This window comes from Belnapia sp. AC561 (assembly GCF_979252845.1).
In genome coordinates this window covers 87572-106936 of sequence record NZ_CEEDBP010000018.1, presented here as the reverse complement: position 1 = coordinate 106936, position 19365 = coordinate 87572, and the positions used below count along the sequence as shown (strand labels likewise).

General features: G+C 72.3%; 19 protein-coding genes. 9 read left to right on the top strand and 10 right to left on the bottom strand.

From position 1 onward, the window contains the following. Positions 1 to 9 precede the first annotated feature (9 nt). From flhA to fliF, 6 genes are read right to left on the bottom strand one after another with little or no spacing between them, the layout of a single operon-like run. Positions 10 to 2073: a flagellar biosynthesis protein FlhA gene (gene flhA / locus AC0IW9_RS16280; RefSeq protein WP_471649325.1), complete on the bottom strand. Its 2064-nt coding sequence runs from the start codon at positions 2071 to 2073 to the stop codon at positions 10 to 12. 3 nt (positions 2074 to 2076) lie between these two features. Further along, positions 2077 to 3462 (bottom strand): sigma 54-interacting transcriptional regulator, encoded by a 1386-nt coding sequence (locus tag AC0IW9_RS16275; protein WP_471649324.1) that lies wholly within the window; start codon positions 3460 to 3462, stop codon positions 2077 to 2079. 3 nt (positions 3463 to 3465) lie between these two features. Next, entirely contained in the window at positions 3466 to 3762 is a 297-nt protein-coding gene (fliN, locus tag AC0IW9_RS16270; protein ID WP_471649336.1) for a flagellar motor switch protein FliN, read from the bottom strand. Positions 3763 to 3792: 30 nt separating this feature from the next. Beyond that, positions 3793 to 4467, bottom strand: coding sequence for a hypothetical protein (locus AC0IW9_RS16265; protein ID WP_471649323.1), 675 nt, complete (start codon positions 4465 to 4467; stop codon positions 3793 to 3795). After that, complete coding sequence (fliG, locus tag AC0IW9_RS16260; RefSeq protein WP_471649322.1) at positions 4464 to 5471, bottom strand: flagellar motor switch protein FliG; 1008 nt, start codon at positions 5469 to 5471, stop codon at positions 4464 to 4466. Before fliG ends, AC0IW9_RS16265 begins: the two co-directional genes overlap by 4 nt. Then, a complete protein-coding gene (fliF, locus tag AC0IW9_RS16255; RefSeq protein ID WP_471649321.1) occupies positions 5471 to 7132 on the bottom strand; it encodes a flagellar basal-body MS-ring/collar protein FliF in 1662 nt (553 codons plus the stop codon). Before fliF ends, fliG begins: the two co-directional genes overlap by 1 nt. Before the next feature lie 391 nt (positions 7133 to 7523). Between fliF and AC0IW9_RS16250 the strand changes: the two genes are divergently transcribed. Further along, positions 7524 to 8456 (top strand): ribose-phosphate pyrophosphokinase, encoded by a 933-nt coding sequence (locus AC0IW9_RS16250; RefSeq protein WP_471649320.1) that lies wholly within the window; start codon positions 7524 to 7526, stop codon positions 8454 to 8456. A 75-nt stretch (positions 8457 to 8531) separates the two neighbouring features. Here AC0IW9_RS16250 and AC0IW9_RS16245 read toward each other — a convergent pair whose 3' ends face one another. Beyond that, complete coding sequence (locus tag AC0IW9_RS16245) at positions 8532 to 9629, bottom strand: branched-chain amino acid aminotransferase (RefSeq protein ID WP_471649319.1); 1098 nt, start codon at positions 9627 to 9629, stop codon at positions 8532 to 8534. A gap of 181 nt (positions 9630 to 9810) precedes the next feature. Here AC0IW9_RS16245 and AC0IW9_RS16240 point away from each other — a divergent pair, with 181 nt between their 5' ends. Beyond that, positions 9811 to 10428 carry a glutathione S-transferase family protein gene (locus AC0IW9_RS16240; protein ID WP_471649318.1) on the top strand — a complete coding sequence of 206 codons (618 nt, stop codon included), beginning with the start codon at positions 9811 to 9813 and terminating at the stop codon, positions 10426 to 10428. An 11-nt stretch (positions 10429 to 10439) separates the two neighbouring features. Then, positions 10440 to 11024, top strand: a complete 585-nt coding sequence (locus AC0IW9_RS16235) for a histidine phosphatase family protein (RefSeq protein ID WP_471649317.1) — start codon at positions 10440 to 10442, stop codon at positions 11022 to 11024. On the opposite strand, the gene AC0IW9_RS16230 is transcribed toward AC0IW9_RS16235, so the two are convergent. After that, a complete protein-coding gene (locus AC0IW9_RS16230) occupies positions 10990 to 13629 on the bottom strand; it encodes a DUF2339 domain-containing protein (RefSeq protein ID WP_471649316.1) in 2640 nt (879 codons plus the stop codon). The genes AC0IW9_RS16235 and AC0IW9_RS16230 overlap by 35 nt on opposite strands. Before the next feature lie 236 nt (positions 13630 to 13865). Here AC0IW9_RS16230 and AC0IW9_RS16225 point away from each other — a divergent pair, with 236 nt between their 5' ends. From AC0IW9_RS16225 to AC0IW9_RS16200, 6 genes are read left to right on the top strand one after another with little or no spacing between them, the layout of a single operon-like run. Then, a complete protein-coding gene (locus AC0IW9_RS16225; RefSeq protein ID WP_471649315.1) occupies positions 13866 to 14567 on the top strand; it encodes a 50S ribosomal protein L25/general stress protein Ctc in 702 nt (233 codons plus the stop codon). Positions 14568 to 14591: 24 nt separating this feature from the next. After that, on the top strand, positions 14592 to 15182 hold the full coding sequence (pth, locus tag AC0IW9_RS16220) for an aminoacyl-tRNA hydrolase (RefSeq protein ID WP_471649314.1): 591 nt from the start codon (positions 14592 to 14594) through the stop codon (positions 15180 to 15182). Then, positions 15179 to 15658: a hypothetical protein gene (locus AC0IW9_RS16215; RefSeq protein ID WP_471649313.1), complete on the top strand. Its 480-nt coding sequence runs from the start codon at positions 15179 to 15181 to the stop codon at positions 15656 to 15658. Before pth ends, AC0IW9_RS16215 begins: the two co-directional genes overlap by 4 nt. 27 nt (positions 15659 to 15685) lie before the next feature. After that, positions 15686 to 16780, top strand: a complete 1095-nt coding sequence (gene ychF, locus AC0IW9_RS16210) for a redox-regulated ATPase YchF (protein ID WP_471649312.1) — start codon at positions 15686 to 15688, stop codon at positions 16778 to 16780. Positions 16781 to 16798: 18 nt separating this feature from the next. Continuing rightward, entirely contained in the window at positions 16799 to 17236 is a 438-nt protein-coding gene (locus AC0IW9_RS16205) for an MgtC/SapB family protein (RefSeq protein WP_471649311.1), read from the top strand. A gap of 44 nt (positions 17237 to 17280) precedes the next feature. Beyond that, positions 17281 to 18411 carry an MFS transporter gene (locus AC0IW9_RS16200; protein ID WP_471649310.1) on the top strand — a complete coding sequence of 377 codons (1131 nt, stop codon included), beginning with the start codon at positions 17281 to 17283 and terminating at the stop codon, positions 18409 to 18411. On the opposite strand, the gene AC0IW9_RS16195 is transcribed toward AC0IW9_RS16200, so the two are convergent. Both AC0IW9_RS16195 and AC0IW9_RS16190 read right to left on the bottom strand, forming a co-directional pair. Beyond that, complete coding sequence (locus tag AC0IW9_RS16195; protein WP_471649309.1) at positions 18412 to 18807, bottom strand: RidA family protein; 396 nt, start codon at positions 18805 to 18807, stop codon at positions 18412 to 18414. A gap of 2 nt (positions 18808 to 18809) precedes the next feature. Beyond that, positions 18810 to 19301, bottom strand: coding sequence for a hypothetical protein (locus AC0IW9_RS16190; RefSeq protein ID WP_471649308.1), 492 nt, complete (start codon positions 19299 to 19301; stop codon positions 18810 to 18812). Between the last annotated feature and the right edge of the window lie 64 nt (positions 19302 to 19365).

The window sequence follows — 19365 nt, the reverse complement described above, 5'->3', positions numbered from 1 at the left end:
GGGGCGCCATTACAAGCTGCCGACGGTGCGGATGCGGCTGCGCGGATGGATCTCCGCCTGGCTCAGCACGGTGGTGGAGGGGCGGAAGCGTTCCACGATGGCGCGGACATGGCCGCGGATGCCGGCGGAGCAGACCAGCACCGGCGTCTCCCCGGTGGCGGCGGCGGCATCGAAGACCTCCCGCACCCGCTGCATGAATTCCTGCAGGCGGGAGGGGGCCATGGCGAGCTGGCGCTCCTCCGGCGGGCCGGCCAGGCTTTCGGCGAAGGCGAGTTCCCAGTCGGAGGACAGCGCGATCAGCGGCACGTAGCCCTGCGGCCCGCGCGCGGCATCCGAGAGCTGCCGCGCCAGCCGGCCGCGCACCACGGTGAGGATGGTGGACATCCCCCGCGCGCCGCCCGCCGTCGCTTCCTGCACCCCTTCCAGGATGGTCGGCAGGTCGCGGATGGAGACGCGCTCCGCCAGCAGCGCCTGCAGCACCCGCTGCAGCGCACCGACGCCGATCTGCGAGGGGATGACGTCGGCGATCAGCTTCTGATGTTCCTTGGGCAGCTCATCCAGCAGCTTCTGGGTCTCGGCGAAGGACAGCAGCTCGGCCATGTTCTCCCGCACCGTCTCGGTCAGGTGCGTCGCCAGCACGCCGGCGCAGTCGACCACGGTGCAGCCGCGCGCCAGGGCCTCGTCGCGCAGCGCTTCCTCGATCCAGAGGGCGGGCAGGCCGAAGGTGGGCTCGGTCGTGCGTTCCCCGGCCATGGCGGGAACCTGCCCGGAGGGGTCGATGGCCAGGTGCAGCGGCGGCCGCAGCCGGCCGCGCGCCGCCTCGATCTCCTTGACGCGGAGGATGTAGTGGTCCGGCGGCAGCTCCAGGTTGTCCTGGATGCGGACGCTGGGCAGCACGAAGCCCATCTCGCTGGCCATGGAACGGCGCAGCGCGCGGATCTGCTCGGTCAGCCGGGGTGCCTCGCCGGCCGCCAGCGCCAGCAGCCCGTAGCCGAGCTCGAGCCGCAGCAGGTCGAGCCGCAGGCTCTCGGCGACCGGCGGTTCGCCCGGTGGCGGCGGCGCGGGGGGCGGCGCATTGGCGACTTCGGCATCGGCGGCGCGCCTGGTCCAGGCCAGCGCCCCGCCGCCGGCGGCCAGCGCCAGGAAGGGCAGCAGCGGCATCCCCGGCATCAGCGCCAGCAACCCGGCGACGCCGGCGGCCAGCGCCATGGGCTTCCAGCCGCCGCCGAGCTGGCGGCTCATCACCTCATCGGCACGCTCCCGCCCGGAGCCCTTGGTGACGACGATGCCGGCGGCGACCGAGATCAGCAGCGCGGGGATCTGGCTGATCAGGCCGTCGCCGACGGTCAGCGTGGCGAAGGTCGTCGCCGCCTCGCCGATCGGCAGGCCATGCCGCAGCACGCCGATGGCGAGGCCGCCGAGCAGGTTCACCACGGTGACGATGAGCCCGGCGATGGCATCGCCGCGGACGAATTTCGCCGCGCCGTCCATGGCGCCGTGGAAGGCGCTTTCCTGTTCCAGCTCGGTGCGGCGGCGGCGCGCCTCCGCCTCGTCGATGATGCCGGCGGAGAGGTCGGCGTCGATCGCCATCTGCTTGCCCGGCATGGCATCCAGGCTGAAGCGGGCGGCGACCTCGGCGATGCGGCCGGAGCCCTTGGTGACGACCATGAAATTGACGATGAGCAGGATGGCGAAGACGATCATCCCGACCATCACGTCGCCGCCCATCAGGAAGCCGCCGAAGGCCGCGACCACTTGGCCGGCGGATTCCGGTCCCTCATGCCCATGGCTCAGGATGGTGCGGGTGGTGGCGACGTTGAGCGCCAGGCGCAGCAGCGTGGTCAGCAGCAGCAGTTGCGGGAAGGCGGTGAAATCGAGCGGGGTGCGCAGGAAGAGTGCGACCATCAGCACCAGCACCGCGAGGGTGATGGAAAGCGCGAGCCCCGCATCCAGCAGCAGGGTCGGCAGCGGCACCACCAGCACCGCCAGCAGCAGGCCGACGCCGACCGCGAGGGTGACGTCGCCGCCCGGCTGCAGGCGCCGCAGCCAGTCAGGCACCGCGATGGCCCCCATGCCTCAGGCTTCCGCCGGCCAATAGGCGTTCGGATAGCCGGTCGGGTGGATCGCCGGGACCGGGACGCCCTGGGCGCGGTATTCGTGCAGCTTGTTGCGCAGGGTGCGGATGGAGATGCCGAGGATCTCGGCCGCGCGGGTGCGGTTGCCGAGGCAATGGGTGAGGGTCTCGAGGATGAGGTCGCGTTCCACCTCCTCCACCTTGCGGCCGACCAGGCCGGCGACGCTGCGCGGGGCGGCGGTGGTGGTGGCGGGTGTGGCGGTGGCGGCGGCTTCGGTGCGGGGTGGCGGCAGGCTGGTCAGCTCGATCGCCTCCGGGCCGATGCTGTTGCCGCGCGCCAGCAGCACGGCGCGGTGCAGGGCATTCTCCAGCTCCCGGACGTTGCCGGGCCAGGGGTGGGCGAGCAGCAGCGCCTCCGCCGCCGGGGTCACGCCGCGGCGGGGCAGGCCATTGGCCTCGGCGAAGCGTTCGGCGAAATGCGCGGCGAGGGCGCTGATGTCCTGCGGCCGGTCGCGCAGCGGCGGGATATGCAGCGCGACGACATTCAGCCGGAAATACAGGTCGGCGCGGAACCGCCCGGCCTGGACCTCGGCGGCGAGGTCACGGTTGGTGGCGGCCAGCAGCCGCACATCCACCTTGGTCGGCGCGCCGCCGCCCAGCCGGTCCACCTCGCGTTCCTGGATCACGCGGAGGATTTTCGCCTGCAGCCGGGTGTCCATCTCGCCGATTTCGTCGAGCAGCAGGGTGCCACCATCGGCCTGTTCGAATTTGCCGCGGCGGGCAGCGACGGCGCCGCTGAAGGCGCCCTTCTCATGGCCGAAGAGCTCGGATTCCAGCAGCGCTTCCGGCAGGGCGGCGCAGTTGAGCGCGACGAAGGGGCCCTGGGCGCGGCGGCTGTTGCGATGGATGTGCCGCGCCAGCACCTCCTTGCCGGTGCCGCTTTCGCCGGTGATCAGCACGCTGGCCTGGGCGGTGGCAAGCTGTGTCGCCCGGGCAAGCAGCGCCACCATCGCCGCATCGCGGGTGACGGGTGCTTCCGCATCGCCCGCGGCGGCGGTGAGCATCGCCGCGATGAGGTCCGCATCCGGCGGCAGGGGCAGGAATTCCTTCGCCCCGGCGCGGATGGCGCGCACCACCGCGGCCGGATCCGGGTTGCGGCCGCAGGCGATGACGGGGCAGGCGATGCGTTCGGCCGCCAGCTGTTCCACGAGCCAGCCGATGTCGTGGCTGACGTCGCACAGGACGAGGTCGGCGCCTTCCGCCCGCAGCCGCGCCATGCCGGAGGCGACGCCATCCGCCTGGGCCAGCCGCGCGCCGCGCGCGGTGGCGATGCGCGCGGCCAGGCCGAGTTCCGCGTCCAGCGCGCCGATGATGAGGAGCCGTGTCATGCGCTAGATTCCCCGGTCGCCCTTCACGATCTCGGTCATGGTCACGCCGAGGCGGTTGTCCTCGACCATCACCACCTCGCCGCGGGCGACCAGGCGGTTGTTCACGTAGATGTCCACCGCCTCGCCCAGCTTGCGGTCGAGCTCGACCACCGCGCCGCGGCCGAGCTTCAGCAGCTGCGAGACCTGCATCGTCGCCCGGCCCAGCACCGCGCTGACCTGCACCGGGATGTCGTAGACCGCCTCCAGGTCGCGGCCGGAGGGCGCGGCGGCACGCGGGGCCGTCGCATCCACCGGCGCCATGGTCTCGAATCCATCGGGCGCTGCCATCGGTCAGGCCTCCTCGGTCATGGGTTGCAGTCCAAAGCTTTCGAGCAGCGCTGCCACCGCCTCGCGCCGCGCGGCCGGCGTGAAGCCGGCGCCGCCGCCGCGCCAATCGGCCCGCGCCGCGCCGGCCGGCAGGGCGGGGTCTTCCCGCACCTGCAGGCGCGGGTCGCCGATCCGCGCCTCGGCCGCCGGGCCGCAGCCGGGGGCGACATGCAGCGTCACGGCCACGGAATCGGCCAGCAGCGGGGCCAGGCGGGCGGCGAGCAGGGCGGCGCTCTCGGGTGCCAGCCGCAGGGTGGCGGCGGGCAGGGCGGCATCCAGCGCGGCGAGCAGCAGCCCGGCGAGGTCGCCCGCGGCCTGTCCGGCCGCCTGCGCCGCGCCATGGCCTGCCTCGGCGAGGGCGGCGGCGATGGCGGCCAGCGCGCTGGCCTGGGCGGCGGCCTGGCTGGCGGCGGCGGCGGCCTGGCCCGCGGCTTCCCCGGCGGCGAAGCCGCGGGCATGCTCGGCGGCCAGCAGCGCGGCCTGCGTCGCCGCGGCGGCGGCAGCCTCGGCCGCGGCCAGGGCGGCCGGGTCCGGCGCCTCGGGCGGCGGTGCATCCAGGTCCGGCACGAAGAAGCGGGCGCTGGTCGCGGCGCCGGGCTTCGGCCGCTGCAGCACCAGGATCGGCTCGAAGCCGCTCATGGCACCATTTCCTCGTCCCGGCCGTCCTGCAGGGTGATGGCGCCGGTCGCCGCCATGTCCTTGGCGACGGAGACGATCGTCGCCTGCGCCTCATCCACGTCGCGCAGCCGCACTGGGCCGAGCCCGGCGATGTCGTCGCGCAGCAGCTTGGCGGCGCGTTCCGTCAGGTTCTTCATGAACATCTCGCGCAGCGTCTCCGAGGCGCCCTTCAGCGCCAGCGCCAGCTTGTCCTTCTCGACCGAGCGCAGCAGGGTCTGCAGCCCGGCGCCATCGACCCGCTGCAGGTCCTCGAAGGTGAACATCAACCCGCGGATGCGCTCGGCGCTGTCGCGGTTGCGCTCCTCGAGCGCGCTCAGGATGCGGCCCTCGGCGGCGCGGTCGAGGTTGTTGAAGATCTCGGCCATCATCTCATGCGCATCGCGCCGCGCGGCGCGGGCGAGGTTCGACATGAATTCCATCTTCAGGGTGCGCTCGACGCCTTCGAGCGCCTCCTTCTGCACCGTCTCCATCCGCAGCATGCGCATCACCACTTCCATGGCGAAGCCTTCCGGCAGCAGCGAGAGCACGCGGGCGGCGTGGTCGGCGCGGACCTTGGTGAGCACCACGGCGACGGTCTGCGGGTATTCGTTCTTCAGGTAATTGGCGAGCACCGCCTCGTTCACGTTGCCCAGCTTGTCCCACATGGTGCGGCCGGCGGGGCCGCGGATCTCCTCCATGATCAGGGCGACGCGGTCGGGCGTCAGGGTCTTCAGCAGCAGCCGCTCGGTGCTTTCGAAGCTGCCGGTCAGCGAGCCGGCCTGGCCGAGCTGTTCGCTGAAATCCTTGCACAAATCCTCGATGGTGGCGGCGGGCACGGTGCCGAGCGTCGCCATCGCCACCGAAAGGTCGCGGATCTCATCCTCATGCATCCGGGCGAAGAGGCCGGCGGCATGCTCCTCCCCCAGGGCGAGCAGGAGGGCGGCGGCCTTCTGCGGCCCCGTCATGCCGTCCTTGGACATGACCATCAGCTTGCTCCTTCCGGGGCCAGCCAGCGGCGGAGGACCGAGAGGGCCTCATCCGGATGCTGGTTGACCATCTTCACCAGGTTGGCGATGGCCGAGGCGCGCAGCTGGCCCTGCACATGCGCCAGGTCGACCATGCTTTCCCCGCTTTCCAGCCGGGCCGCATCCTCGGGGCCGGCCTCACCGGCCGGGGCGGGGGAGCCATCCGGCAGCGTCGCCACCGCCCCGCCCGGCCCGGCCACCGCGCCATCCGCCCCGGCCGCGCCCGCCTGGGCCCCGGCCAGCACGCCCTGCGGCGCCAGCACCGCGGTGAAGCGCCCGACCATCGGCCGGCCGAGCAGCAGGATGGTGACCAGCGCCACCAGGGCCAGCAGCCCGCTCTCGATCAGCCGCGTCGCCAGCGCCGGGCTGACGGCCAGGCCGAGGAAGCCACCGGCCTCCGGCGTCGCCTGGGCTTCCTCGACGAAGCGCATGGAGACGACGTCGACCTTGTCGCCCCGCCGTTCGTCGAAGCCGATGGCGCTGCGGACCAGGGTGGCGATGCGGGCCAGTTCCTCCGGCGGGCGTTCCCGCCAGGGGGCGGGCGGCTCGGCGATGCCGTCCACCAGCACGGCGATCGACAGGCGGCGCACCACCGGGTGGTCCCGCACGGTATTGCGGCTGGTCCGGCCGATCTCGAAATTGGTCGTCTCCTCCTGCCGGTTCTCCGAGGAGCCGCCGCCGGGCGCGGCCTCCTGGCCGGGGAGGTTGGTGGCGACGGTGGTGGGGGCCGGCTCGGCGCCGCGGCTCGCCTCGGTCACGCTTTGCGTGCTGCGGGGCACCTGGTTTTCCGGGTCGAAGCGTTCCTCGCGGGTTTCCACGCGCTCGAAGTCCATCTCGACGGTGGCTTCGGCGCGGACCCGGCCGGGGCCGAGGGTGCGTTCCAGCAGCTCCTCGACCGCGCGGCCGATCCGCAGCTCCTGCGCCCGGCGCATCTCCTCCTGGCTCAGTGCCTGGGCCGGGCCGGCGAGGGCCTGGCCGCCGCGGGCCAGCAATTCGCCCCGGCTGTCGACGATGGAGACGCTTTGCGGCTTCAGCCCGGGCACGGCGGTGGCGACCAGGTGCAGCACCGCCTGCACGCCGTCCCGGTCCAGCCGCTGGGCGCCCTGCATGGCGAGCACCACGCTGGCCTGGGCTTCGCCCCTTTCGCGGGAGAAGGCTTCCCGGCGGGGCAGCACGAGGTGGACGCGGGCGGAGCGGACGCCGGCGAGGCCGCGGATGGTCCGTGCCAGCTCCCCTTCCAAGGCGCGCAGCCGGTTCACGTCCTGCTGGAAGGGGCTGGTGGTCAGGCTTTCGCTGCGGTCGAAGATTTCCCAGCCGACGCCGCCGCCGGCCGGCAGGCCATCCCGCGCCAGCAGCAGCCGCAGCCGGGCGACCTGGTCGGTCGGTGCCAGGACCTGGGTGCCGCCCCCGGCCAGCCGGTAGGGTACCCGCTGGCGTTCCAGCGCGGCGACGATGGCCGCGGCATCGCGCGATTCCAGCTCCCCGAAGAGGGGACTCATCGGCGGGTCGCCGGCGCGGAAGGCCATGGCCGCCAGCAGGCCGAGGATGCCGATGCCCACGGCCAGCAGCGCCAGCAGCCGGACCGGGCCCAGCGCCCGCAGGCCGGCAATCAGCCCGCCCATGGCGCCAACCGGGCCGGGCTGCGCCCCTTCGCCACCTGCCGTGCCGCCGAACCAGGCCGCCGCATCACCACTTTCCCCCGGCCAGCGTTTTGCCGACGGGGCAGAAATTGCCGCGTGCGGCTTTCGGTCCGGTTAAAATGGCGGGGCAAAAGCCGGGGGCGGCGGTCCCGCCGCCGCGAGGCTCTGGGTTAAGATCGCGGCGCGGCCCGGTTGCGGTTGCGGCGCGGCCGGGTCATTCCCGCGGCGCTGCCATGTCACAGCCGCGGGCTCCCGGTGATTTACAGGCCCCCATCACCTTGATATTTCCGCCCGGCCATGCGGAATGCGGGCTTCGGCGGCGTTCGGGTCGCGCACAGACACCTCGCGTGTCATATCAAGGGTCCGGCCGAGGATGAAGATCGTCGCCTGCAACAGCAACCGCCCTCTGGCCGAGGCGGTTGCCGCTTCCCTGGGCCTGCCGCTTACCAGTGCCTCCGTCCGGCGCTTCGCCGACATGGAGGTCTTCGTCGAGATCGACGACAACGTCCGCGGCGAGGATGTCTTCGTGATCCAGTCCACGAGCTATCCGGCCAACGACAACCTGATGGAATTGCTCATCATGCTGGACGCGCTGCGCCGCGCCAGCGCCCGGCGGGTGACCGCGGTCATCCCCTATTTCGGCTATGCCCGGCAGGACCGGAAGTCGGGGTCCCGCACCCCGATCTCGGCCAAGCTGGTGGCCAATATCATCACCACGGCCGGGGCCAACCGGGTGCTGACCATGGATCTGCATGCGGCGCAGATCCAGGGCTTCTTCGACATCCCGGTGGACAACCTGTTCTCCGCCCCGCTGTTCTCCCGCGACATCATGGAACGCTACAAGGGCCGCGACCTGCTGGTCGTCTCCCCCGACGTCGGCGGGGTGGTGCGGGCCCGGGCCATGGCGTCGCGGCTGCACACCGACCTCGCCATCATCGACAAGCGCCGCCCGCGGGCCGGCGTGTCCGAGGTGATGAACGTGATCGGCGAAGTGGATGGCCGGCACTGCATCCTGGTGGATGACATCGTCGATTCTGGCGGCACCCTGGTGAATGCGGCCGAGGCGCTGATCAAGAACGGCGCCAGCGGCGTGTCCGTCTATGTCACCCACGGCGTCTTCTCGGGCGGCGCGGTGGCCCGGGTCGGGGCCTCGCCGATCGAGAACATGACGGTGACCGACAGCATCCTGGCGACGGAGGCGGTGCGCGTCTCCTCCAACATCCGCCAGGTGACCATCGCCCCGCTGCTGGCCGAGGCGATGCGGCGCATTTCCGAGGAAAGCTCGGTCTCCTCGCTGTTCAACTGACGTTGGTTGACTAAGGCTTGGCAGGCCCGCCGATCGCGGGCCTGCCGTCAGGCTTCAGGCTTCAGGCTTCAGGCTTCAGGCGGCGACGGGCACCGGCACGCTGCTCATCCAGCCATGCGGGTCGGGCGCCCGGCCGTATTGCAGCGCGACGATCGCATCGTACAACCGCTGCGTCACCGGGCCGGTCTGGCCGCCGCCGATGCGGATGGTCTCGCCCTTGTAGCCCAGCTCGCCGACCGGGGAGACCACCGCGGCCGTCCCGGTGCCCCACATCTCGGCCAGGGTGCCGTCGCGGCCGGCCTGCATGACCTCCTCGATCGCGATCTTCCGCTCGGAGACCTTCAGGCCCCAGTCGCGCATCAGGGTCAGCGCCGAGTTGCGCGTCACGCCATCGAGGATGGTGCCGGCCAGCGGCGGGGTGATCACCTCGTCGCCGATCCGCAGCATGATGTTCATGGTGCCGACCTCGTCGATGTAGCGCCGCTCCAGGCCGTCGAGCCAGAGCACCTGGGTATAGCCCTGGCGCTCGGCATCCTGCTGCGCCGCCAGCGAGGCGGCGTAATTGGCCGCCGTCTTGGCCTCGCCCAGGCCGCCCTGCACCGCGCGGACGTACTTGTCCGTCGCCAGGATGCGGACCGGCTTCACCCCTTCCTTGTAGTAGGAGCCGACCGGGGAGCAGATGACGAAATAGGTGTAGCTATGCGCCGGATGGACGCCGAGCTGGACCTCCGTCGCGATGACGGTCGGGCGGATATAGAGCGAGGTGCCGGGGCTCGAGGGCACCCAGGCATGGTCGGCGCCGACGATCGCCTCGAAGGAGCGGCGGATGAGGCCGGCATCCATGGTGGGGATGCAGAGGGCGGCGCAGGATTTGTTCAGCCGCTCGGCATGGCGCTGGGCGCGGAACAGCCGGATGGTCCCGTCCTCGCCACGGAAGGCCTTCAGCCCATCGAACACCGCCTGGCCGTAGTGCAGGACGGAGGTGGCGGGGTCGAGCGTCAGCGGGGCATAGGGGACGACGCGGGGGTCGTGCCAGCCGCGGCCGTCCTCGTAGTTCATCATGAACATGTGGTCGGTCAGGACCTTGCCGAAGGACAGGGTGGAGTCCTCCGGCCGGCGCTGCGGCGTCCGGGTCCGGGTGAAGCCGATGGTGGGTTCGTTCATGGGCGCCATGGCGCTGATTTCCGCATCATAGTTTCGTATATCCTCACTCTAACGAAATACTTCTTCATCGGCTACCGCCTCCGCCGGCATTCCAGCCATGCGCCCTCGGCCAATGCGGGGCTATCTGGATTTCCCCTTGCCCATAGCCACCGCCTCGGTGAGTCTGCCGCCGCAATCGAGGAGGCCTCCCATGAAGCTGTTCTATGCGCCCGGCGCCTGTTCCGTCGGCATTCATGTCCTGCTGGAGGAGATCGGCAAGCCCTATGAGCCGGTGGCGCTGAACATCCGCGAGGGTGCCCAGTTCAAGCCCGAGTTCACCGATATCAACCCGAAGTCCAAGGTGCCGACCCTGGTGAAGGACGATGGCGGGGTCGTCACCGAATACCCGGCCATCGCGCTCTGGCTCGCCACCACCTTCCCCGAGGCGAAGCTGCTGCCCGCCGGCGCCGATCAGCTTGCCAAGGCGCTGGAATATATCGATTTCGCGGTCGCCACGCTGCATATGCAGGGCTTCTCCCGCATCTTCCGCCCGGGCAATTTCGCCCCGAACGAGGCCGACCATGCGGCGGTGAAGGCGAAGGGCGAGGAGATCTTCCGCAAGGGCCTCGCGGTCTTCGACAAGGCGCTGGAGGGCAAGGACTACCTGCTCGGCGATTTCTCCTTCGCCGATAGCGCGCTGTTCTATGTCTCCTTCTGGTGGAACGGCCGGCTCAACAACGAGCTGCCGCCGAACGTCGCCGCGCATTACGCCCGGATGAAGGCCCGGCCGGCGGTGCAGCGGACCATGGCCGCCGAAGGCCTGGCGTAAGGGTGGCCGGCGTGGCGGAGAGCCTGAACCGCATTCCCTTCTGGTTCCTCCGCCACGGCGAGACGGACTGGAACGCCCAGGGCCTGTCCCAGGGCCGCAGCGACATCGCGCTGAACGGCATCGGCCAGGCCCAGGCGAAGCGGGCGGCCGAGACCCTGCGCGGCCTCGGCCCCATCACCACCATCGTCGCCTCCCCGCTCATCCGCGCGCGGGTGACGGCGGAGGTGGCGGCGGCGGCGCTGGGCCTGCCGGTGCGCTTCGACGAGGACCTGCAGGAGGTCTCCTTCGGCGACCAGGAAGGCAAGCCGATGGGCGACTGGTACGACGACTGGATCGCCGGGACCTACACGCCGGAGGGGGCGGAGACCTTCGCCGGGCTGCTGGCCCGGTCGGTCGCCGCGGTGAACCGGGCCACGGCGCTGCCGGGCCCGGTGCTCATCGTCGCGCATGGCGCGCTGTTCCGCGCCCTGCGGCTGGCCTTCGGGCACGAGCCGAACGTCCGCACGCCGAATGCCCTGCCCATCTACTGCGCGCCGCCGTCCAGCGGCGATATCTGGGAAGTCACGCCGGCGGCGCTGGCGCCAGAGGGGGCGTGACCACGACGAAGCGGCGGTAGACCGCGCCGAGCGCGATCAGCGCCAGGCCGAGCCCGAGGAAGCTGAGTACCCGCCACAGCCCCTCGAGCTCGGCCATGTCGACGAAGAAGGCCTTGAGGATCGTCAGCCCGATGACCGCCAGCGCCGCCAGCCGCAGCGCCGGCGCGCCCTGGCGGATGCCGAGCGCCAGCAGCGCCGCACCGAAGGCCAGCCAGGCGCCGCTATAGGCATAGAGCTCCGAGCCGCCGATCGGCTCCAGGTCGAGCGACATGTCGAACGGCTGGAAGCGGTGCCGCACCTCCAGCGTCACCCAGACGAAGCCGGCCACCAGGGCATAGAGCGCCAGCAGCCGTGCGAACCAGGGCTGCCGCGCCGCCGGCACCGCCAGGGCGACCAGCACGGCCGGGATGGCATAGGCCAGCGCCAGCTCGTTGAAGACCGGCCAGGGCAGGATCCCCACCCCCGTCTCCGTTGCCGGATTGGCCAGGATCAGCCAGGTGCCGAGCAGGAGAACCAGGCCCAGCAGCAGCCGCCAGCCCCAGCCCAGCACCGGCCGGCCGCCCAGCCGCGCGTCCAGCCAGCGGGTGATGGTCGCCAGCAGCGCCAGGGCGGTCACCTGCAGCGCCGCCTCGCGGAAGCCCCAATCCTCCACCACCAGGGGCTCGCCGCCGGTCAGGGCGTGGCGGATCTCGAGCATCACCAGGGCGGCGGTGAAGACCAGGGCGCCGGCTTCCAGCACCCCGACCAGCAGGTCGTCCCGGCGGCGGCCGAACATCCAGGCCGCCAGGGCGAAGCTGGCGGCCGGCACGCCATAGGCGGCGAGCAGGCCGTTCAGCACCGGCGTGCTGCCGAAGGCATAGTCCAGGATGTTCCAGTTCAGCAGCAGCCGGACCAGCACCACCCCGGCCACCGCCAGGGCGACATGGCGGAGCGGGGTCAGGCCGCTGCGGCCCTCCACCCAGGCGAGCGGCGGCAGGAACAATGCCACGGCCAGGGTCAGCCATTGGTCGGACAGCACCATGGCGGCGCCGAGCGCCAGCGCGGCCATGGCGCCGGCGGCATGGGCCCCGGCCCGCGGCAGTGCGCCTTCCTTCTGGGCCAGGGTCGCCAGCCCGGTGAGCGCGCCGGCCAGCGCCAGCGCCGCCAGGGCCCAGCGGGCGTCGAGGGCGAAGCCGCGCACCCGGGCATAGGCCACCAGCAGCACCAGCACCGGCACCGCGGCCGGCAGCGCCGCCCAGGCGACCGGCCGCGGCGCCCGGCGTTCCTGCCAGATGCCGGCCGCGGCATGCATCCCGGCCAGCAGCAGCGCGCCGGTCAGGAAGGGGACCAGCGCCTCCGGCGGCCAGGGATGGATCGGCAGCAGCGCCTGCACCACGCCGTCGATGGTCACCGCCTCATCCGGCGGCAACCAAGCGGGGATGGTCCAGCCGAGCAGGGCCAGCAGCCCGGCCAGTGCCGCGACCCAGGGCAGCAGGACGAGGCGTGGCTCCCGGATCGCCCGCGCCAGCGCGACCGGGGTGAAGAGCAGCACGCCGACGGCGGGGGCGAAGCCGCCGGCGCCGGGGACCAGCACCAGCACCGCGGCGGCGAGGACGGCGAAGGGCAGGAAGGCGAGGCGGCGGCCGAGCGTGCTGTCCAGCGCCGCGCCCGGCAGGAAGCCGACATGCAGCGCCGCCGCGGCCGGGGCGAACAGGGCCGGGGACCAGAGGTCGGCGGCGCTGGTCGCGATCATCCCCCCGGCCAGCACCCAGCCGGCCGCCGCGGCCGTCGCGCACCAGCCGAGCCAGGCGGCGCCCACCTGCCGCAGCACCGCCAGCGCCGCCGCGGTGACCGCCAGCAGATAAAGGAAGAGTCCGGGCAGCGAGGGATCCTGCGTCTCGACCAGCGCGGGCGTCACATAGGCGCCGGCGATGCCGATGGCGGCGACCACCGGGCCGAAGAGCAGTGCCAGGGCGATGCCGCCGAGGGCGACCGCGGCCAGCAGGGCGAAGCCGAGCAGCGGCGGCACCAGCCCGTACATCGGCCCGGTCGCATAGGCGGCGCCGAAGAGGATGGCGACGCCCCCCGCCGCCAGCGCCGCCGGGGCCTGGTCCGGCCAGGGGATGTTCGGGCGGTCCGCGGCCGGGCGGCGGCGCAGCCATTCGGCGCCGGCGATCAGCCCGAGGCCGAGCAGCGCGGCCAGGCCGCAGCGCGCCTCCGGCCCCAGCCAGCCTTCCTCGACCGCGGTCCGCACCAGGAAGACGCCGGCCAGCAGCAGCGCCCCGGCGCCGAGCCAGACGCCCCAGCGCAGGGTGAGCAATTCCTCGATCCCCGGGCGGCGGCTGGGCGGGGGCGGCGGGTCCGCCGGAGCCGGGGCTTCGGGCGGCGGCAGCGCCTCGGTCGCCTCCGGCACGGCTTCGACAGGTGGCGCGGCCGGCTGCGCCCAGGGCGAGGGCGGGGCCGGCGCGACCTCGGCCAGGGGCGTGCCCAGGGGCGTACCCTCGCGCAGCGCGGTCTCCAGCGCCTCGACCCGGCGCCGCAATCCACCGGCCTTGACGAAGCCGGCGATCCCCAGCCCCCAGCCCAGGAAAAAACCGAGGACGAGGAGAACGAGCATGGCTTCCATGCCCGAACGCTCCGCTGCCGCACCGTCCGGGTCAAGGGGTCGTTCACAAGGCCCGGGTCTTCGCAAGGCCTGGGCGTTCACAAGGCTTGGGCTGGCCAGGCCCTGCGCTGTTGCGCGGGAAACGCCGATCCGCTAACTGCGGCACCGACGCGGGCACCCCTGGAGGCCCGCGCGCTCGGCGTTGCGCCGGGTTCATAGACCTAGTCTTCAAAGACGTAGCAAACGGAGTACCGACCATGGTCCAAACCATTCGGATCGAGGCCGAGACGCGTGAGCAGGCCGGTAAGGGGGCGGCGCGCGCAACTCGGAAAGGGGGCCTGGTCCCCGCAGTGATCTATGGCGCGAAGCAGGAGGCGACGCTGATCGCCCTCGACCCGCGCGATATCATGAAGGAATTGCACAAGGGCGGCTGGCAGAGCCACCTGTACGAGGTCGCCGTCAAGGGCGGTGGAACCACGCGTACCCTGATGCGCGACATCCAGTTCCACCCGGTCAGCGACCGCCCGATCCATGTGGACTTCCAGCGCCTCGCCGTCGGCCAGAAGATCCGCGTGAAGGTGCCCGTCACCTTCCTGAACGAGGACACCTGCCCCGGCATCAAGACCGGCGGCGTGCTGAACGTCGTCCGCCGCGACATCGAGGTCTTCGCCGATCCCGACCAAGTGCCGGACAGCTTCGAGGTCGACCTGGCCGCTGCCGAGATCGGCGACAGCCTGCGCTGGTCCGTGGTGAAGGACCAGTTCGGCACGAAGTCCGTCATCGACCGCGACTTCGTCGTGGCGACGGTCGCCGCGCCGACGGTGGTCGAGGACATCGCCCCGGTGGCCGCCGCCCCGGTCGAGGCCGCGCCCGCCAAGGGCAAGGGTGGCAAGGGTGCTCCGGCCAAGGCCGCGGCAGCCGCTCCGGCCGCCGCCAAGGCGCCGGCCAAGAAGAAGTAACCCAAGTCCACGGGTAAGATGGCGATGCTGCTCTGGGTTGGCCTGGGCAATCCCGAGCCCTCCCAGGCGCGGCATCGCCACAATATCGGCTTCATGGCGCTCGATGCGATCGCCCGCCGCCATGGCTTCTCGCCCTGGCGGCAGCGCTTCAAGGGCCTGATCGCCGAGGGCAGCATCGCCGGCACCAAGGTGCTGGCGCTAAAGCCGCTGACCTACATGAACGGCTCGGGCGAGGCGGTGCAGCCCGCCGGCGCCTTCCACAAGATCCCGCCCGAGGCGATCTGCGCCTTCCACGACGAGCTGGATCTCGCCCCCGGCAAGGTCCGGGTGAAGCGCGGCGGCGGCGCGGCCGGGCACAACGGCCTGCGCGACATGCAGCGGGCGCTGGGCTCGCCGGACTTCTGGCGGGTGCGCCTCGGCATCGGCCATCCCGGCCACAAGGACCGCGTGACCGGCCATGTGCTGGGGAATTTCGCCAAGGTGGATACCTGGCTGGAGCCGCTGCTGGAGGCCGTGGCCGATGCCGCGCCGCTGCTGGTCCAGGGCCTCGCCACCGGCAAGGCGGAGGAGTTCATGACGAAGGTCGCCTTGCTGACCCAGGAGAGCAGCCGATGAACCCGCCCATGGAGCCTGAGGAAGCCGATTTCGCCGGCGGCATGGGTGGCCCGGGGGCCGAGGATTTCGCCAATGGTGCCGCCACCCTGGCCGCCGCGATGGTGCGGGAAGCGCAGGCGCTGGCCACCACCGCCGCCGCGCTGCGTGCCGCCGCGGCCCTCACCCCCGGCGACCCCAATGGCGGGCCGCTGTCCGATATCCGCCGCCAGCGGGTGGCGCTCGCCGCCGCCGGCGAGGCGGCGATGAAGGCGGCGCTGCTGCTCGATGCCGCGGAGATCACCGGCGGCGGCGGCAACCCGGCCGCGCTGGCCGACCGCATCGCAACGGCCGCCCGCCGCGGCGGCACCCTGCCTGGCGTGCTGGCCGCGCCGATCCGCGCCGCGGCGCTCGCGCTCGGCACTGACGACGGCGCCGCCCGCATCGCCGCCGCCACCATCGCCCAGACCCTGGCCGAGCTGCTCGGCCGCGCCCGCTAGGGCAGGCCTTTTGTTGAGGAGAGTATCGTGGGTTTCAACTGCGGCATCGTCGGCCTGCCCAATGTCGGCAAATCCACGCTGTTCAATGCGCTGACCGAGACCGCGGCGGCGCAGGCGGCCAATTATCCCTTCTGCACCATCGAGCCGAACGTCGGCCGCGTCGGCGTGCCCGACCCGCGCCTGGGTGAGCTGGCGCGCATCGGGAAAAGCCAGAAGATCGTCCCGACGACGCTCGAATTCGTCGACATCGCCGGGCTGGTGCGCGGCGCCTCCAAGGGCGAGGGCCTGGGCAACCAATTCCTGGCGAATATCCGGGAGGTGGATGCCATCGTCCATGTCCTCCGCTGCTTCGAGGACAGCGACGTCACCCATGTCGAGGGCAGCGTCGATCCGGTGCGGGATGCCGAGACGGTCGAGACCGAGCTGATGCTGGCCGACCTCGAGGGGCTGGAGAAGCGCCAGATCGGCCTGCAGAAGCGCGCGAAGAACGGCGACAAGGAAGCGATCGCCCAGTTGGTGCTGATCGACCCGATCGTCGCCGCGCTGCAGGCCGGCAAGCCGGCGCGCACCGCGGTGCCGAAGGGCGAGGAGGAGGCGGCGAAGCGGCTGCAGCTGCTGACCACCAAGCCGGTGCTCTATGTCTGCAACGTCGAGGAAGCCTCCGCCGGCAGCGGCAATGCCTTCTCCGAGAAGGTCTTCGCCATGGCCGCGGCGCAGGGCGCCCGCGCCGTGGTCGTCTCCGCCGCCATCGAGGCCGAGATCAGCCAGATGGCCCAGGCCGACCGCGGCGAGTTCCTCGAGAGCCTCGGCCTGCCGGATGCCGGGCTCGACCGGGTCATCCGCGCCGGCTACGCGCTGCTCGGCCTGCTGACCTACTTCACCGTCGGCCCGAAGGAGACGCGGGCCTGGACCATCACCCGCGGGATGAAGGCACCGCAGGCCGCCGGCGTCATCCATGGCGACTTCGAGCGCGGCTTCATCGCCTGCGAGACCATCGCCTATGACGACTACGTGGCGCTGGGTGGCGAGCAGGGCGCCAAGGAATCCGGCAAGATGCGGATCGAGGGCAAGGAATACCTGGTGAAGGACGGCGACGTCCTGCTCTTCCGCTTCAACGTCTAGCGCGGCGTGGAAGGGCTGATGCATCCCTTCCCGGAACACGCGCTGACCGTCGTGCTGGCCTTCGCGCTGGGCGCCCTGATCGGCGCCGAGCGGGAATGGCGGCGGCATCCCGGCGGGCTGCGGTCCTGCGCCCTGGTCGCCGCCGCCGCCTGCGTCTTCGCCCGCATCGCCGTGGACCATGGCGGCAGCAATCCCGGTGCCGCGTTGGGGGCGATCGCCACCGGCGTCGGCTTCCTCGGGGCCGGGGTCATCCTGCGGCGGGGCACGACGGTGCGCGGCCTGTCCACCGCGGCCACCTTCTGGGCGGTGGCGGCGGTCGGCACCGCGGCGGGGCTGGCGGAATACGGCATGGCGCTCGGGCTGACGGCGCTGGTCTTCTTCGCGCATGTGCTGCTGCGCCGGCTCTCGGCCTGGATCGAGCATCGCGCGCCGCCGCCGCAAAGCGGGCCGCGCTGACGGCCCCAGGGCCTCCTCCTGGCATCGACAAGGATCCGACTGGATTGACCGAATCCGACCTGCTCCGCCGGCAGCAGCGTGCGACGCGCCTCGGCTTCTTCATCGCCGGCCTGGTCATGGCGGCCTGGGCGCCGCTGGTGCCCTTCGCCAAGTCGCGGCTGGGGGTGACGGAGGGGGTGCTGGGTCTGCTGCTGCTCGGCCTCGGCATCGGCTCGATCCTTGCCATGCCGCTGGCCGGCGCCGCCGTCGCGCGGCTGGGCTGCCGCCGGGTCGTCGCCCTCGGCACCCTGGTCGCCTGCCTGGCGCTGCCCTTGCTGGCCGCGGCGACCAGCCTCTGGCTGCTGCTGCTGGCCCTGGTCGCCTTCGGGGCGGGCATCGGCGCGGTGGATGTCGCCATCAATATCCAGGCGATCGGGGTGGAGCGGGCCAGCGCCCGGCCGCTGATGTCCGGCTTCCATGGGCTGTTCAGCCTGGGCGGCATCGCCGGCGCGGCCGGCATGGCGGCGCTGCTGGCGGCAGGCGCTGCGCCGCTGGCGGCCAGCCTGGCCGTGGTGGCTTCGGCCCTGGCGGCGCTGGCCATCGCGGCGCCGCATCTGCTGCCGCGGGGCGAGCCCAGCGGTGGCCCCGCCTTCGCCCTGCCGCATGGCATCGTGCTGACGATCGGCCTGCTATGCTGCATCGGCTTCCTGGCCGAGGGCGCGGTGCTGGACTGGGGGGCGGTCTTCCTCACCGCCGTGCGGGGCATGGACCCGGCCACGGCCGGCCTCGGCTATGCCGCCTTCTCCGTCACCATGACCCTCGGCCGGCTGGGCGGGGACCGCATCGTCGCCCGGCTCGGCGGGCCGGCGGTGGTGCTGGCCGGCGGCGTGCTGGCTGCGGCCGGCTTCGCCCTCGCCGTGCTGGTCCCGGCCTGGGAGGCGGCGCTGGCCGGCTATGCGCTGGTCGGGGCGGGGTGTTCCAATATCGTCCCGGTGCTGTTTACCGCGGTGGGCCGCCAGCGCGTCATGCCGGAAAGCCTGGCGGTCCCGGCGGTCACCACGCTCGGCTATGCAGGCGTGCTGGCCGGCCCGGCGGCGATCGGCATCATCGCCCAATTCGCCGGGCTGCCGGCGGCCTTCCTGCTGGTGGCGGCGCTGCTGCTCGGGGTGGCGGGGAGCGCCAGGATCCTGCGGTGACTAGGGCCGCCGCGCCACCGCCTCGATCTCGACCAGCGCGCCGAGCGCCAGGGCGGTGACGCCGACGCAGGCCCGGGTCGGCCGGGCGCCTGCCGGGAAGGCCCGGGCATAGGCCGCGTTCATCGCCGCGTAATCCGCCTCGAAGCGCGTCAGATAGACCCGGCAGGAGACGACGTGCTCCAGCCCCAGGCCGAGCGCGGCCAGGGTCCGCGCCAGATTGGCCAGCGCCTGGTCCGTCTGCGCCGCCACGTCCTCCGGCAGGGGTGCCGCCGGATCGTCCAGGTCGCGGCCGAGCTGCCCGGTCAGGTAGACCCAGCCCTCCGCCTCCACCGCATGGCTGCTGGGGGAGACGGTGGGCGGGAAGCCGGCCAGGACATGGCGGGTCGGCAGCGGCATCCTCAGCTGCGCTTCGTCATGCGGACGGTGTAGGTGCAGAGCCCGTTGCGGTATTCGCCGAGGAAGACGCCATCGGCGAAAAGCCCGGTCGTGGCGATGGTCCGATCGAGCGAATCGGCCAGCCGCACGGATCCCTCGGCGGCGACCAGACCGGTCTGGGTCTGCCGCATCTCGGGATTGAGCACAAAGGTCGCGCGGCCCTGGGTGACGGTGATTTCCCGCTCCTGTGAGGGCGCGCGCGGGCATTCCCGGGTGCGGTCCGGGTTCAGCGTGATGGTGCCCATCCAGCGGCCGTCGAAGGCGACCACCCGCGGCGGCGGCCGGGAGGCCGAGGCGCTGCGGGAGGTACCGCCCGAGCCGGCGATGCCGGCTTCCGGAATGGCCGATTCATTGGCGCAGCCCAACAGGGCGAGAAGTCCGAATGCCAGGACGGCGGGGCCCAGAACGGCGGGGGCCAGGACGGCAGGGGCCAGGGCGGCGGGGAAATGGCGCATGCGGATCCTCGGGTTCATGGGCGAAGGTTACCCGGCACGCCGCCATCGGGCCAATTTTTACAAT